Source organism: Bacillus sp. 41-22 (assembly GCF_025809295.1).
GTDB classification, from domain to species: Bacteria; Bacillota; Bacilli; order Bacillales; family Bacillaceae_G; genus Bacillus_A; species Bacillus_A mycoides.
In genome coordinates this window covers 1,261,378-1,277,500 of sequence record NZ_CP084035.1, presented here as the reverse complement: position 1 = coordinate 1,277,500, position 16,123 = coordinate 1,261,378, and the positions used below count along the sequence as shown (strand labels likewise).

Sequence of the window (16,123 nt, the reverse complement as noted above, 5' to 3'; positions counted from 1 at the left end):
GTTAAATTATTTTTGAAATGCATACAAAAAAGACCGTGACAAAATCTCATCACGGTCTACTAGCAATTTATTTTTCTTCTGATTTCATCCCTTGGTTATTTCGGCGCAGCACTACATATAAAATCGCTCCAAATAATAAAATCGCACCTATTCCAACACTTATCACTTTCACATTCGATTCCTTTACTTCAGGTGCAACTGTATCTTTTTTAGGCATCGCAAAAGTAACATCTTCTTTTGAAAGAACATTTATAGTCGCAATCGTTTGATTATTCTTTATAATATCTACCGCACCAACTACTTCACCGCGATGAATTCCTTTTTGATACAAAGATTCTTTATCCACTGAATTAACCCGAAAAGCCGTTTTTATATTTTTCCCTTCATCTTTCTTTAGCATAAGCTCTGCACTTTTTTCCAGCTCAGAATCAACATCTTTATTTAAATACTTTGCCTTTTGGTGCCAACTATGTTTATCTAGTACAGTTTGCTTCGTAAATTGCCCAAAAGAATATTCCGCCATCTGCTTCAAATCTTCATAAATTTCAGGTCTTTGAGAAGCCATTACTACATTTATAATACGATTACCATCCTTCTCATTTAATAAAACGAGCGTATTGCGTGCTTCATTCGTAAATCCTGTCTTACCACCCATACTATATGGATTTTCAAAATAAGTAGACTTATTAAAAATAGAAACTGTTTGCGTAGATGTCGTAACCGTCGTTCTTTTCGTATTCATCGCTTGTAAAATTTCAGGATACTTTTGCACACCTCTCGTAATCATGGCCATATCATATGGCGTCGTATAATGATTTGGATCATGCAATCCATTTGGCGTTACAAAATGACTATCTTTAGCCCCTAATTGCTTCGCCCTTTCATTCATCATATTGGCGAAGTTTTCAACACTTCCTCCAATACGCTCCGCAATCGCATACGACACATCATTCGCACTCAGCACCATTAAAATCATAAGTGCAGTATTTCTATTAATAGTCTCACCAGGGTGAAACTCAATTTGATAATTACTCTTCTCTTGATCTAATGCTAATTGTGAAAACGTAAATTGATCCTCTGGCTTCGTATGCTCCATCAGTAAAATCGCCGTTAACACTTTCGTCATACTAGCAGGGAACGCACGATGATGTGCATTTTTGTCGTACAACATATCTCCTGTTTTCGCATCAATCGTAGTCGCAAACTGACTAAAAACATTCGGCCCTTCCGCAGGTGGAGGTGCCACTTGCTCCGGATTTACTCCAATATTCGTCTCAGCATATAACGTCATAGGTGTCAAAAAAAATAAACAAATAACCATAACAAAAACCGAAATTTTCTTAAAATTTACCATATGACTCTCCCTTTTCCCTTTACTTTCACATTCTATAAAATACCTCTACCAACCTATATATAATTTGTATTAATTTGGAAGAATATTCACTTTTTTTACTATATCACACTTTTACGATTAGGAACATAAATATACAACAAAAAATAAGAAGGAATTACTCTTTCTTATCCTTCTCATCAATCAATGAGTCTATTAAATTTTGACTAGCTTCCTCAGGTGTAATCTCATCTGTCATCCCCATAAACGACCAACCTTTAGAATCGACCCACTCAACAAACTCTTGTAAAAACTCATCATGTGTAACATCCACATCAAGAATTGAGCCATTAATCGAAATCGTTCTATTTCTAGATACGCGCATCTTGAACGTTTTTCTTACCATTACAATAATTCTCCCTCTACTTCTGAATATTTATAAATATCTTGTACTTCTTTTATACATGATTTCTTGAAAATTGTAAAAAGGATATATTGGCCAATTTGCATATTAAAAATGAAAATCTCTTATTATATAACCCTCACACTACATTCATTTAGTCATAAATTACGGAATACATCCATATAAAAAAACAAACCAACTTATATTCTATCACACCAACTACACTTGACTTTAGTACGATCAAATAGAATATATTAGAAAACACCTTAAAATGAGGAGGAACTCCATGGCGCGTTGTACATATTGTAAAACAAAGTGGAAAGTAAAAGATGTATGGTCGATACTCGTGACATTTGAAAAAGATTGTCCGTATTGCTTCGGAAGACAATATCTATCAAGGAAAACATTGAACGCTATGCCAGAACTTATAAGCTTACCTTTACACTTCTTATTCCCTTTTCTTGTTGACTTAAGCGATGAAGGTCCTTTGGATTGGTATCGGAAATCATAACACTTCAGCATCTTCTATTTATTAAATATAAAAACATACATACTAGTATACCTCTGAAATAAAACCTATTTGATATTGGACTACCTCTTTAAAAAATTACTACACAAAAACATTGTAAATTTTCAGTTAATTATATATAATTGCTTTAGCATAATGATTAAAGATGCTATTACATAAGCATTTTTGAAGATCCCGTAGCTCAGCAGGGAGAGCGCCACCTTGACAGGGTGGAGGTCGCTGGTTCGAGGCCAGTCGGGATCATATGAGAAACCCCTTGATAGTCAAGGGGCTTTCTTTATGTAGCAAATCAATATACTTTTTTAAGAATAAATTTTTTATATACTGTTCAAGATTTGATCAATAGCTCTCTTTTGGTTAACGATTAATTTTTCATATGAAAATAAACTTATGATTTTAAATCTCTTATTAGATTTGAGTCAATATTTTAGACAAAAAAATCCAATCTAAGCTAGCTTTATTTTATTTGATTTACTGCTATTTGTAATATCGTTCACCGTGATATAGCAAAGTGCGATTCTAAACTTGTAATATTATACATATCTTAAAAAACCAGTAAATATATCCTTTTCTTTCAACTTGTATTCATCTCGATTGAAACATTGCGTAGGATTCTGTGAGACTTCCGGTTCATCAATCGCTAATATTATATTTCTACCATTTTCCCCTACTTCTTTTCCTCAATTCTTAAGAAAGACATAAATTATATCAATCATCACTCTGCGTTGTTCGCCAGAACTCAATTCTTCACTCTCTTCTTGGGAGCTTTTTAAAGTTTTCTTTGAAAAATAGCCTAATACAATAATTTTTATATTTATTTATATATATTTTGTAACAACAAAGAACTACATAGATTAACTATGTAGTCTTTTTAAATATGAATAGGCCAATCTTATTTTTTCCCTAACTTGATTGCCTTTTTTATATTACTGAATGCACCTTTACCATATAATAATACGCCACCGCGGTAAACACGACTCGTTAAACCAATCATCATACATATTGTTGCTAATAGAATCGCTAATGCAAGCGCAATCTCCCATACTGGGATATTGAGGAATCCAATTCGTACGAGCATAACAATAGGAGTAAAGAAAGGTATATAGCTAGTAATGGTAACAACCGTGCTGCTTGGATTTGACATTCCATAAAGTGCGATATACAAAGCAGCAATTAACATAAATGTCAGCGGCATAACAGCTTGAGAAGATTCCTCTATACGACTAATAACAGAGCCGAGTAGACAAGATAATGAGCCATATAATAAGAATCCTAATGTGAAGAATAGAATCCCATACACCACTAAAGTAGGAGCAACAGAATTTAAATCAATACTATTTAAAATATCATTTTTCGATTCATTAATTGCTGTTTTATACCCTACAGTTGCGACCAAACCCCAAATTATTATTTGTGTAATACCTGCCAACAATGTTGAGAAGAGCTTCGCATATAAATGTTTTGTAGGCGAAATACTTGAAACAACTAACTCCATTACACGAGAAGATTTTTCTGTTGCAACATCTGTAGCTAATTGTGCAGCATACATTAATATCATTACATAATTTAGCATGATAAAGGTATTAATTAAAATTCCTACACCCTCTGTATGTTCTCCATCTTTAACCTTATCTGAAACAGTTTTGGTTTGTATTTCTACTGGCGTTGTTAACACCTTTAATTCATCTTGCGATAGATTCAATTGCTGAGCGAAATTAGAAGATTGTATTTGAGATAAAATAGTTTGAACCTTGCTAACATCTTGCTGATTTACATCTGTCTCAGTTATATACGTAGCCTTTAGTTGTTTATTATCCAATTCCTCTACAACGATTGCATATGTATAATCACCATTTTTAACACCTGATTCTGCTTTTGGTTTATCCGTACTACGCTTAACATGTATCTTACTATCGACATTTTTAAACACTTGATTAATAGTTGTATATAATTCTTCTTTTTCTGTAACAACAACAACTTGATCGTCCTCGTTACCTGCAAAATAGTTATAAATCTTGTCAAAATTCATCAATCCTATAATTAACATAGAAATTATTATTGTAATAGCAAAATATGATTTTGATTTCACTTTAGATTTATAGTTTTGTAAAAAGATTGTCCAGAAACTACTCATTTTGTGCACCTACTTTCGCAATAAAGATATCATTTAATGTAGGCTCTTCTACTACAAACTTTTTAACATATCCTAATTTTGTTATCTCTTTAAATAAAACATGTGAAACTTCTTCATATGAAATTTTAAGAGTAACTGCATTTTTACGTTTCTTCATACTTTCTACACCTTTTATTTTTTTCAAATGGTCAAAGTCATGATCGCCAACGATTACAACGTTCTTTTTACCAAAATCACTTTTAATTTTGGCAATGTCACCCTGAACAACAGGTACTCCTTTGTGCATAATACAAATGTGTTGGCATAACTCTTCCACATGTTCCATACGATGTGAACTAAAAAGAATTGACGACCCTTGTTTTTGCATATCAAGAACAGCGTCTTTTAACATTTCAACATTTACTGGGTCTAAACCACTAAATGGTTCATCTAAAATTAAGAGTTCAGGCTTATGTATAATCGCTGTTATCAGCTGGATTTTTTGCTGATTCCCTTTAGAAAGTTCTCCTACCTTCTTGTTCAGATGCTCAGTTATATTAAAACGCTCCAGCCAATAGTGAAGTTCTTTTTCTGCATCTTTACTTTTCATGTTCTTTAGTTTTGCAAAAAAGTTAACTTGTTCTTTGACAGTCATTTTCGCATAAAGACCACGTTCTTCTGGTAAATACCCAATCTTATCTGTAACACCATAATTTATAGGTTTACCATTCCATGAAATGGTTCCGCTCGATTTCGATAAAAGTCCAAGTATCATTCGAAATGTAGTCGTTTTACCTGCTCCATTCCCGCCCAAGAATCCAAAAATTTCACCTTTTGGTATCTCGATATTCAAATTATTCACTGCAACATGCTCGTCAAATTTCTTTGTTAAATCTTTAATTAGTAAACTCATTATCCACACCCTTAATTCCCAAGATGATTTATTTATACAATTGTATATCCATAGTCAACCACAATATTTTGCCCTCTAATGGCATCGCTTTTATCAGACATTAAAAATAAAATGACATTTGTTACATCTGAAATTTCAACAAATTTCCTATATGGAATTTTTTTTAATAACTTATTTCCTTCAAAAATCATTCATTACCAACAAATGTTATATTTTTCATTATAAGGTTAGCATAAGATTTAGAATAACCAATATGCAATTTTGCATATTTTAATATTTTCATAAAGTGTTTCTTTGGAAAAATTTTCGTTATGTACTTTAAAATAACTTATAGGCACATTTAAGCTGCTCAATAGATAAATCATTCGCTTCTATCTTTTCAAAAGTTCCTGCTTTCCATCTCATAACGCTCACTACTCTCTATTAAAAATTTGTTTCTTCATTATTATAGTACTTACTTTAACATCGGCCTTACTACTCTACATTCTTCACTATGAGGCTCTTTTACGAGTATGGGCAGCCTTTTATCCTCTTCTTCTAAAATCACTTCCAATACTTCTGTTTTTTCTTCTAATATGTTGGATTCACTATCTTTAGTAGGATTTTTGCTTGTTTCAATTTTCTTCGTCACTTCGCCAAGTTTTTGCCCAACTTCTTCTGCTTTGGCAGATTCATTCGTAACGTAGTATTCTTGTTCCTCCCTTACTAACATAGGTGGCACTTGTTCTCGTTTGTTACATATTATATAAGTAATACTAGCTACAAGTAGTAGACATGTTAATAAAAAGAAGATAGTTTTTTTGTTCATATACTATTCTCCTTATCTATCATTTTATTGGATTATTTAATAGGAAATATAGTCACTAAATAGTTTTTATAGTATTTTTTGGTATTAATTTCAAATAGAAAAACCTTACTATAAAGTAAGGTTCCGTTTTTAAATTCTATAATGTTTTATTAATTAGAACGATCATTACGATAATCGCTATAAACATAACAACTAAGCAGCCGATCATTTTATAAAATCCTCGTTTCGTTAACGTTCCGCCTTGAACGTCTTTACGAATAAATAAGAATACGGCTAAAAATAATACAAGCCCCATGCCAAAAGCATACATCATTTGCATATGTTAATCTTCCTTTCTCTTTTACATCTTAATATCTTTTCGATAAAACAACAAACGATATAAAAACTGTACTCATCATAAGTGCCATTAATATATTCAATAGTTCAACCGCAGATAGCGTAATTACTTTTAAGTTTAAGCCAATAGAGAAAAGAAGATAGTATGCCGTTAGTGCAAAAAAACTGAAGAACATTCCTTTATAACGAATGAGTTTCATTCGCTCATCTTTTTCTTTAAATTGCGGGTGCAAGTAGCTTAGGCAAAAACACATGATCATCATTGCAAGTACTGTATAGGTTGGAATTGGCGGCGCGGAATGTGTCATTATACCTGCTAATATCATAGTTCCACTCATAATTAAAAAGATAATTCCCATAATTACAAAGTACTTTTGTGAATAATTCATCTCTATTCCTCCCCTTCTTTTCCTTCATAAATAAATACATGTTCTATCGTTGTCTGAAATGTTTTTGCTATTTCAAATGCTAACGGAAGTGATGGATCATATTTTCCCTTTTCAATTGAAATGATGGTTTGTCTGGAAACTCCAAGTTTCTCAGCCAATTTTTCTTGAGATAGTCCAAATTTTTTTCGGTATTCAACCATTTTATTTTCCAAGGAAATTTCTCCCTCCTTCCTTATACCGAGTATATATGTAAAGGAAACTTTACGTCAAGTTTCCTTTACATTCATTTCGTCTATTTTTCATTCTATTTATATAGAAGAAACTTTTTCAAATTCAGCACGTCTATTTTGAAATGAAACATGGAACAATGTATATAGCCGTTACTATATCTCCTCTCCGTTTTTATGAAAATTTAATATCTCCATATTTGTTTTATCCTTTTAAAATGTTTCATTCTGCTCTTTATCGGGTGAAATACGCTATTGTTTTTACGCTATTTTTCGCCATATTTATAGAAACTAACGGTTTATGAAGCATTTTTTATGTATAGCCACTTTTTTTGTAGAAATCCTTCATTTTCCTTTCGATATTTAACACTATCGAGATAAAGTTTATGGTAAATTCATAATTTTTTATTTTTTATACTATATTCCGTTATATTGTTGTATAATATCAATGAAAGCGCTTATTATTCCAATATACATAATTCGAACTAAACTTTATCGAAACATTCTGATAGTTATACTTATATTTAAATGCAACAATTATAGGTATTAATGTAGGTATACCAAATATATCCACCCCGTTTTCCCGTGAAATTACTTTATAACATGAAAGATTAACTTGGGTGATAAGTTATTGTGAATGTTTTTTTACAAAACAGATAAGTAATAGTGTTTGGTATTATGTAAATTATTGTAATAACATAAGAGTAAAGAAAAACATTTACATTGATTATTGGTTCATCAATTATTGAAAAGAGCAAAATGCACCTTTTTGTATGGAAAAAGGATTATATGCATTGGGAGGTTTAAACAAATGACGAGGAAGAATACAACGACAAACCCTTGGGCCAAGTTCCATGGTCCGAACCTTGGTTATGTTATTGAACAGTATGATCTTTACGTAACTGGAGCAGGTTCTGTTGATCCGGAATTACAAGAGCTTTTTGAAATTTTTGGAGCTCCTTCGTTTCAAGATGATGTCGTAACAGGGGACAACACAGCAACACATTTTTCTCCTCAAAACACAGGGAACATTGAAAAGATTCTTAAAGTCGTTCAACTTGTTGAACAGATCCGTTCTTTCGGGCATACATTGGCTCACATTAATCCGATGGAAGATGCTGCAAACGGACAATCTCTTATCGAGAAAACAATGAACGAACTGAGCGATGCTGACTTGAAAGCGATTCCAGCAAAAACAGTATGGCAAGATGCACCAGAGGGTATTCACACTGCACTTGATGTAATTCATAGATTAAAAGACGTTTATACAAAATCTTTAGCTTATGAATTCTCACATATACAAGATAGTGAAGAACGCGCGTGGTTGCATCAAATGGTGGAATCAAATTCATTGCGTCAACCATTATCAAATAAAAAACGAACTGCTCTTTTAAAACGTTTAACTGCTGTTGAAGGTTTCGAGCAATTCTTGCATAAAACATTCGTTGGTCAAAAACGTTTCTCAATAGAGGGCGTTGATATGCTTGTACCTGTACTAGATGAAATTGTTTCAGAAGGTGCTAAAGGCGGCGTTGAAGATGTCATGATTGGTATGGCTCACCGTGGTCGTCTAAGCGTACTCGCTCACGTATTAGAAAAGCCATATAATCACATGTTTGCAGAATTCAAACATGCAAAAATAGAAGGTGCAGTGGCAAATGCTGGCTGGACTGGCGACGTGAAATACCATTTAGGTAGAGAACAAGTCGTTGGTAATGAAGAGGTTAGCACTCGTGTTACATTAGCAAATAATCCGAGTCATCTTGAGTTCGTTAACCCTGTTGTTGAAGGTTTCGCACGTGCAGCTCAAGAGAATCGTAAAAAATCTGGTCTTCCAGAACAAGATACTACAAAATCATTCGTAATTTTAGTTCATGGTGATGCTGCATTCCCTGGTCAAGGTGTTGTGTCTGAGACACTCAACTTAAGTAGATTGAATGCATACCAAACTGGCGGAACTATTCATGTTATCGCAAATAATGCAGTCGGCTTTACGACTGATAGCTATGATTCTCGTTCTACTAAATATTCAAGCGACCTTGCAAAAGGTTTCGATATTCCGATTGTTCACGTGAATGCTGATGATCCGGAAGCTTGTCTTGCTGCTGCAAACCTTGCGATCCAATATCGTACGCTGTTCAAAAAGGACTTCTTAATCGATTTAATCGGTTACCGCCGATATGGTCATAACGAAATGGATGATCCAGCAGTTACGCAACCACAAGTGTACAAAAAAATTAAAAATCACCCAACTGTAAGAGCAATTTATGCAGATCAATTACAATCTGCTGGCGTTCTGAATGCAGATGAGGTTGAAACAATTACTCAGTTTATACAAGAGGAATTAAAGGCTGAATACGCACAAGTGCCACCAGCTGATACGAGTGCTGCAACAATTCACGTTAAAGTTCCAGAGGTTGTTGCAAAAGGAATTCAACCGATTGACACTGGTGTTTCAATTGAATCACTTCGTGCAATTAATGAAGGACTATTATCTTGGCCTGAAGGCTTTAACGTATATCCAAAAGTGAAGAAAATTCTTGAGCGCCGTAAAGATGCTCTTGAAGAGAACGGTAAAATTGAATGGGCACTTGCTGAATCGTTAGCATTCGCTTCTATTTTGCAAGAAGGTACGCCAATTCGTTTAACTGGTCAAGATTCACAGCGTGGTACATTCGCGCACCGTCATATCGTATTACACGATACTGATACAAACGAAACATATTCACCATTACACCGTTTACCGAACATTAACGCATCATTCTCTGTTCATAACAGTCCGTTATCAGAAGCTGCTGTTGTTGGTTACGAATATGGTTACAACGTATTTGCTCCAGAAACTCTTGTGATGTGGGAAGCTCAATACGGTGACTTCTCAAATACTGCGCAAGCATTATTTGATCAATATGTTTCAGCAGGAAGAGCAAAATGGGGTCAAAAATCTGGTTTAGTTCTTCTATTACCACACGGTTATGAAGGTCAAGGGCCAGAACACTCTAGTGCACGTCCAGAACGTTTCTTACAATTAGCTGCGGAGAACAACTGGACAGTTGCAAACTTAACGAGCGCGGCACAATACTTCCATATCTTGCGCCGTCAAGCATCTATCTTAGGAACAGAAGCTGTTCGACCATTAGTAATTATGACGCCGAAAAGCTTATTACGTCACCCACTTACACTTTCTACAGGTAGTGAGTTAAGTGAAGGACGTTTCCAACCTGCTTTAGAACAAGGAAACCTTGGTGCGAAACCAAATAAAGTAAAACGTCTTGTTTTAAGTACAGGTAAAATGGCAATTGACTTAGCAGCAGAAATCGAAAGTGGTAAGCATGAGTACAGCCTAGATGAAGTTCATATGGTTCGTATCGAGCAGTTGTACCCATTCCCTGCTGAAAAAGTTCAATCTATTATTAAACGCTTTAAAAACTTAGAAGAAATCATTTGGGTTCAAGAAGAACCTCGTAATATGGGCGCATGGCATTACATGGCTCCAATTCTGTTCGAACTAGCTGGGGATAAAGTGAAAACAGGTTACATTGGACGCCCGGATCGTTCTAGCCCATCTGGTGGCGATCCATTCGCTCACAAAGCTGAGCAAGAATTAATCGTTGCACACGCTTTAGATGTGAAGTACAACTTCCGTCAAGATAAACAAGAAATTGAAGTTTTCAGCAACTGAAAGTAACAATGAATTTTTCAGGCTTGGCTGTGGCAGATAGTCTGCCACAGCCAGGCTAACAAATGGAGATTACCGAAGATTAAAGAAGATAAAACACACCGTTAGGCAAATAAGGGGAGGACATTTAAAATGATCGAAATTAAAGTACCTGAGCTTGCAGAATCTATTTCAGAAGGAACTATTTCACAATGGCTTATCAACGTAGGCGACAAAGTTGAGAAAGGTGGCAGCGTTGTTGAGCTTGAGACTGACAAAGTCAATGTAGAAATCATTGCAGAGGATTCAGGTATTGTATCGAAGTTACTAGGCGAACCTGGAGATACAGTTGAAGTTGGTGCTACTATCGCAATTTTAGATGCAAACGGCGCAGCGGTGGAAGTAAGCACACCTGCTCCGGCTAATGAGCAACCAAAACAAGAAACTACTGAAGCACCGAAAGCAGCAGCTCCAAGTGCTGAACAAAATAAAGCGTTGCAAGGTTTACCAAATACAAATCGTCCTATCGCATCACCAGCTGCTCGCAAAATGGCTCGTGAATTAGGAATCGATTTAAACGAAGTACGTAGCACAGATCCACTTGGACGTGTGAGACCACATGATGTACAAGCTCACGCTGCAGCGCCAAAAGAAGCACCAGCTGCTCCAAAACAAAGTCCGGCTCCAGTTGCAAAAACTGAATTTGAAAAACCAGTTGAGCGTGTGAAAATGTCCCGCCGCCGTCAAACAATTGCAAAACGTCTTGTAGAAGTTCAACAAACATCTGCAATGTTAACTACATTTAACGAAGTTGATATGAGTGCAATCATGGAATTACGTAAAGAACGCAAAGATGCTTTCGAGAAAAAACATGATGTACGTCTTGGCTTTATGTCATTCTTCACAAAAGCAGTTGTTGCAGCATTAAAACAGTTCCCATTATTAAATGCTGAAATTCAAGGCGATGAGCTTATCATTAAAAAATTCTATGATATCGGTATTGCAGTAGCAGCTCCAGATGGATTAGTTGTTCCAGTTGTACGCGATGCTAACCAATTGAACTTCGCTGAAATTGAAAGCGAGATTCGTAATTTAGGTCTGAAAGCACGCGATAATAAACTTTCATTAAAAGAGCTACAAGGTGGTACATTTACAATTACAAATGGTGGTGTGTTCGGTTCTCTAATGTCGACACCAATCCTAAATAGTCCACAAGTAGGTATTCTAGGGATGCATAAAATCCAAGTACGTCCAGTTGCAATTGATGCAGAGCGTATGGAAAACCGTCCAATGATGTACCTTGCACTATCTTACGATCACCGTATTGTTGATGGTAAAGAAGCAGTTAGCTTCCTTGTTGCTGTTAAAGATATGCTTGAAGATCCAAAATCATTATTATTAGAAGGTTGATAGATTATTAATCTATTAAAGGCTGTAGAATGAATCATTCTACAGCCTTTTTTCATTATGTTCATACGGGACAAATCACACTACATAGACTAATAATGTATGCCTAAAACGTAAGGGGGATAAACATGAATAACCTTCCAGTTCATGCAAAACTTAAAGCAAATAAGGATACTTTCTTCCTCCCCGATTCAAACGGGGGTGTTTACTTTCGAAATAACTCCAGTTCATTCCGTATGGATGGTGATGGAATTTATGACTGGATTGAGAAATTAATGCCTATGTTTAACGGTAATCATTCTTTGACAGAAATAACCGATGGTCTCCCTCTCCCCTATCAAAATCGTGTATTTGAAATTGGAGAGATTTTATATGAAAATGGTTTCATTCGTGATGTAAGCCAAGATGCTCCCCACGAATTAAACAGTGCATTACTCGACAGATACGCTTCGCAAATTGAGTTTTTAGAAGCTGATTCCCATTCAGGCGCTTTAAAATTCGAAACGTACCGCGCAGCAAATGTGCTTATAATTGGTTCTGGCGATATGCTTACTTCCCTAGTTTCTTCTTTATTAGAATCTGGTTTACCTACATTCCATTATCTTGTTACAGATCGTGCTGAAACAAACTACGATCGAATTCACGAACTAAGCGAACGTGCATATGCAAATGATGACAATGTACTTATTCAAGAAATAGATATTACAATTGATCGCCCTTTACATGAAGTATTCGAGCCTTTCGACTGGATTTTATACGTTTCCCAAAATGGAGATATTGAAAGTTTAAGAGCAATCCATACTATTTGTAGAGAGTTTAAGAAAAATTTCATACCAGCTATTTGCTTATCAAGAATTGGTTTAGCTGGACCCGTCGTAACCGCAGACCGTGAAGAATGCTGGGAATCAGCTTGGCATCGTCTACACGAAACTACTTTACAAAGTGAAAATCCACCTGAACTTTTCTCACCAATTGCATCTGCAATGTTAGCAAATGTTATCGTTTTTGAGTTATTTAAACATGTCGCTGAAGGTTCACATAGGCAGCATAATCCTCAATTCTTTTTATTAAACTTGGAAACACTTGAAGGAAAGTGGCACCCTTTCATAAAACATCTTCTCGCAACCGATGAAATCTTTACAATTGATACGGTGCAAAATCTTCAAGAAAACCTTGCCCAACGTTCCGGACAATATACTTCAACTGAACTTTTTCGTTTTTTTGATACGTTAACTTCTAAAGAAGCTGGTATATTCCACATGTGGGATGAACAAGATTTACACCAATTGCCTTTATCACAGTGCAATATTCAAGTTGCAAATCCATTATCAGACGGACCTACCTCTCCCCTTCCTACTATAACTTGCGGTGGATTAACTCATAATGAAGCACGCCGCGAAGCTGGTTTAACAGGAGTTGAAACATATGTAGCTGAAATGATTCATCGTCTTATCCCCGAACATACTGATATCGGTATTGGTGCTGGGGAAACGATGACAGAAGGTGTATACCGAGCACTCCAAAAACATTTAAATAATAAGTTATATGAACGCCAATCACATATGCTAGAAGAGATTACAAAGCTTTATTTAACCGAAATTCATGATAAACATTGTAGGTTTTACTACGATGCTCTCTCTACAATTCATGAAATACCTAAAGTAGGAATGAGTGAGGAGTTACTTGGTTTTCCTGTCGTTTGGATCGGTATTAATGATAGATGGTATGGTGCGGCAAATATTAATATAACACTCGCATTAAGAAATGCTCTGCAACAAGCACTCCTTCATATTCAAAATGAAGAGATTCCTTATAAAGCTAATATGTTACCGGAATCATCCATTGTTTTATATAGTACGGATCCTGTTAGAGTAGCAATACAAGAAGAGGAAGAAATTCCAGGCGTACAGTCTTTACAAGTTGCTTTGCAAAATTTAACGGAAAACAACTTGTATCCATTCGTTTTTGATTTAGCTATTGAGTCATTTTTAAGAGACAACTTAGATGGTGTATATGGGGTATTAATTGCAAAGGAGGATGACCAATGACTCAAAACATACTACTTATAGGAGATGGCCTACTCACAGACTATGTACATGAGCAATTGTGTAAGCAATATTCACTCATCCGCCAGCATACAATTACAGAAGCTCTCCCTGAAAACATTCATCTTGCTCTCGTTTTACATGACGGGTCTCCTTCTTCCGTACATCATGATGCAGAGCTTATCTTTCGCTCAAATAATATTCCGTGGCTTCGCGCGTTTACTTCGTTTGGTGAAGGTATTATCGGTCCTTACGTGAAGCCTCTTACAACTGGATGTTCCCACTGCGCTGATGGACGCCGGTTTATAGCTGGCTTTGATCAAAAAGAAATGTGGGAACTACAACGAAAATATGCATTAAAAGCAGAGAACGTGACGAGGCGTGATGTACGTGCCACCCAAAATGGAATGTTACAAATGTGCCAGCTCATTCATGCCGAAACAGAGAAAATATTAGCTCATGGATATTCTTCTTTAGAAAACGAACTCATTTTACTGGACTTACAAACGTTACAATGTACCCGGAATTCGTTTCTTCCAGACCCTCTCTGTCCGGTATGCAGCAATTTGCCTGACGATACAGCAGATGCAGCGCAAATTTCTTTACAACCAAGTTTGAAAACGAGTACTGAAACGTATCGCTGTCGTTCCATTCATGAGCTAAACACATTTTTAACGAGAGACTATTTAGATTACCGGACTGGTATTTTAAACGGCAAAATGCAACATTCTTTATTACCGTTTGCTGATGTCATTATAAACATGCCGTTACTGTTTGGAAATGAAGGTGTCGCGGGCCGGACTCATTCATTTTCACTTAGTGAAGCAACCGCTATTTTAGAAGGTTTAGAACGCTATTGCGGTATGTCGCCTCGTGGAAAAAAAACAAATGTACATGGCAGTTTTCGTGAGCTAGAAGATATTGCACTGAATCCCCTCACACTTGGTGTGCATACAAATGAACATTACAATCGTGATAGTTTTCCATTTAAGCCGTTTGATCCTGATTATGAGCAAAACTGGGTATGGGGATATTCTTTATTACAAAACCGACCACTTCTAGTTCCAGAATCAATCGCTTATTATAGCCTTGGTCATAGAGATGCTTTCGTGTATGAAACATCAAATGGATGTGCAATTGGTGGTAGTTTAGAAGAAGCAATTTTTCACGGCATTTTAGAAATTGTAGAGCGTGACGCCTTTTTGCTCACTTGGTATGCCGAATTACCTCTTCCCCGTCTCGATCTTAGTTCAGCCAATGATACTGAATTGCAACTAATGTTGGAACGCTTACGCACAATTACTGGATATGAATTATACGTTTTCAACGCGACGATGGAACATGGTATTCCGAGCATATGGGTCATTGCGAAAAATACAAGGCAAGATGGTATGAATCTCGTCTGTGCTGGCGGCGCACATATGGAACCAATTCGAGCTGTAAAAAATGCAATTCATGAAATAGCGGGCATGTTACTTATAACAGATGAAGAGCTTGAACAAAAAAGAGAGAAATATGAAAACGGTTTACAAGATCCATATCTTGTTTCGCAAATGGAAGATCATAGTATGCTGTACGGATTGAAAGAAGCGGAAGAACGTCTTCACTTCCTTTTACGTGATGATGCTCCAGTGCAAACGTTCCAAGAAATGAATGCATTACAATCATTTGATATGGATTTAACATCTGATCTTCATCAACTTTTAAACAGGTTACATCAATCTGGACTTGAAGTAATTGTTGTAAATCAAACGGTCCCCCTTATAGAAAAGAACGGCTTACATTGTGTAAAAGTAATTATTCCAGGCATGTTACCGATGACGTTCGGTCACCATCTCACTCGGGTTACAGGACTGGATAGAGTGTATACCGTACCGATGACACTTGGATATTGGGCTGAGCCTTTAACGAATGAAAGTTTAAATCCACATCCGCATCCGTTTCCATAATTCATAGTGAGGGGGAAAT

General features: G+C 35.8%; 14 protein-coding genes and 1 tRNA gene. 6 read left to right on the top strand and 9 right to left on the bottom strand.

All coding sequences use genetic code 11. The features are described 5' to 3' along the window. Nucleotides 1–67: 67 nt before the first annotated feature. Both LCF45_RS06495 and LCF45_RS06490 read right to left on the bottom strand, forming a co-directional pair. On the bottom strand, nt 68–1,354 hold the full coding sequence (locus LCF45_RS06495) for a D-alanyl-D-alanine carboxypeptidase family protein (protein WP_002126097.1): 1,287 nt from the start codon (nt 1,352–1,354) through the stop codon (nt 68–70). Nucleotides 1,355–1,508: 154 nt separating this feature from the next. Next, nucleotides 1,509–1,736: a hypothetical protein gene (locus LCF45_RS06490; RefSeq protein WP_000251865.1), complete on the bottom strand. Its 228-nt coding sequence runs from the start codon at nt 1,734–1,736 to the stop codon at nt 1,509–1,511. 283 nt (nt 1,737–2,019) lie between these two features. On the opposite strand from LCF45_RS06490, the gene LCF45_RS06485 reads away from it, so the two are divergent. Next, nucleotides 2,020–2,244: a hypothetical protein gene (locus LCF45_RS06485; protein WP_002168860.1), complete on the top strand. Its 225-nt coding sequence runs from the start codon at nt 2,020–2,022 to the stop codon at nt 2,242–2,244. Between the two features lie 188 nt (nt 2,245–2,432). Continuing rightward, nucleotides 2,433–2,505 (top strand) — tRNA-Val (locus LCF45_RS06480). Nucleotides 2,506–3,154: 649 nt separating this feature from the next. Here LCF45_RS06480 and LCF45_RS06475 read toward each other — a convergent pair. The 7 genes from LCF45_RS06475 to LCF45_RS06445 form a co-directional block, all read right to left on the bottom strand. After that, nucleotides 3,155–4,396 carry an ABC transporter permease gene (locus LCF45_RS06475; RefSeq protein WP_078202979.1) on the bottom strand — a complete coding sequence of 414 codons (1,242 nt, stop codon included), beginning with the start codon at nt 4,394–4,396 and terminating at the stop codon, nt 3,155–3,157. Further along, nucleotides 4,389–5,288 (bottom strand): ABC transporter ATP-binding protein, encoded by a 900-nt coding sequence (locus tag LCF45_RS06470; protein WP_078202978.1) that lies wholly within the window; start codon nt 5,286–5,288, stop codon nt 4,389–4,391. Before LCF45_RS06470 ends, LCF45_RS06475 begins: the two co-directional genes overlap by 8 nt. Nucleotides 5,289–5,320: 32 nt before the next feature. Beyond that, nucleotides 5,321–5,479, bottom strand: a complete 159-nt coding sequence (locus LCF45_RS06465; RefSeq protein ID WP_078179204.1) for an SDR family oxidoreductase — start codon at nt 5,477–5,479, stop codon at nt 5,321–5,323. Nucleotides 5,480–5,742: 263 nt separating this feature from the next. After that, the gene (locus LCF45_RS06460) at nt 5,743–6,096 is read right to left on the bottom strand and encodes a hypothetical protein (protein ID WP_078206338.1); all 354 of its coding nucleotides are present in this window, start codon (nt 6,094–6,096) and stop codon (nt 5,743–5,745) included. A 136-nt stretch (nt 6,097–6,232) separates the two neighbouring features. After that, nucleotides 6,233–6,415: a DUF3976 domain-containing protein gene (locus tag LCF45_RS06455; RefSeq protein ID WP_002011459.1), complete on the bottom strand. Its 183-nt coding sequence runs from the start codon at nt 6,413–6,415 to the stop codon at nt 6,233–6,235. 28 nt (nt 6,416–6,443) lie between these two features. Then, nucleotides 6,444–6,821, bottom strand: a complete 378-nt coding sequence (locus LCF45_RS06450) for a permease (RefSeq protein WP_263894714.1) — start codon at nt 6,819–6,821, stop codon at nt 6,444–6,446. Nucleotides 6,822–6,823: 2 nt separating this feature from the next. Then, nucleotides 6,824–7,033: a helix-turn-helix transcriptional regulator gene (locus LCF45_RS06445; RefSeq protein WP_000428510.1), complete on the bottom strand. Its 210-nt coding sequence runs from the start codon at nt 7,031–7,033 to the stop codon at nt 6,824–6,826. A gap of 826 nt (nt 7,034–7,859) precedes the next feature. Between LCF45_RS06445 and odhA the strand changes: the two genes are divergently transcribed. The 4 genes from odhA to LCF45_RS06425 all read left to right on the top strand — a co-directional run bounded on the left by odhA (nt 7,860) and on the right by LCF45_RS06425 (nt 16,104). Further along, nucleotides 7,860–10,727: a 2-oxoglutarate dehydrogenase E1 component gene (gene odhA, locus LCF45_RS06440; RefSeq protein ID WP_002126030.1), complete on the top strand. Its 2,868-nt coding sequence runs from the start codon at nt 7,860–7,862 to the stop codon at nt 10,725–10,727. A gap of 129 nt (nt 10,728–10,856) precedes the next feature. Then, on the top strand, nt 10,857–12,113 hold the full coding sequence (gene odhB / locus LCF45_RS06435; RefSeq protein ID WP_002168867.1) for a 2-oxoglutarate dehydrogenase complex dihydrolipoyllysine-residue succinyltransferase: 1,257 nt from the start codon (nt 10,857–10,859) through the stop codon (nt 12,111–12,113). 125 nt (nt 12,114–12,238) lie between these two features. After that, nucleotides 12,239–14,158, top strand: coding sequence for a putative thiazole-containing bacteriocin maturation protein (locus LCF45_RS06430; RefSeq protein ID WP_078202975.1), 1,920 nt, complete (start codon nt 12,239–12,241; stop codon nt 14,156–14,158). Then, on the top strand, nt 14,155–16,104 hold the full coding sequence (locus tag LCF45_RS06425) for a TOMM precursor leader peptide-binding protein (RefSeq protein ID WP_263894713.1): 1,950 nt from the start codon (nt 14,155–14,157) through the stop codon (nt 16,102–16,104). The genes LCF45_RS06430 and LCF45_RS06425 overlap by 4 nt, the downstream gene beginning before the upstream one ends. Nucleotides 16,105–16,123: the final 19 nt, after the last annotated feature.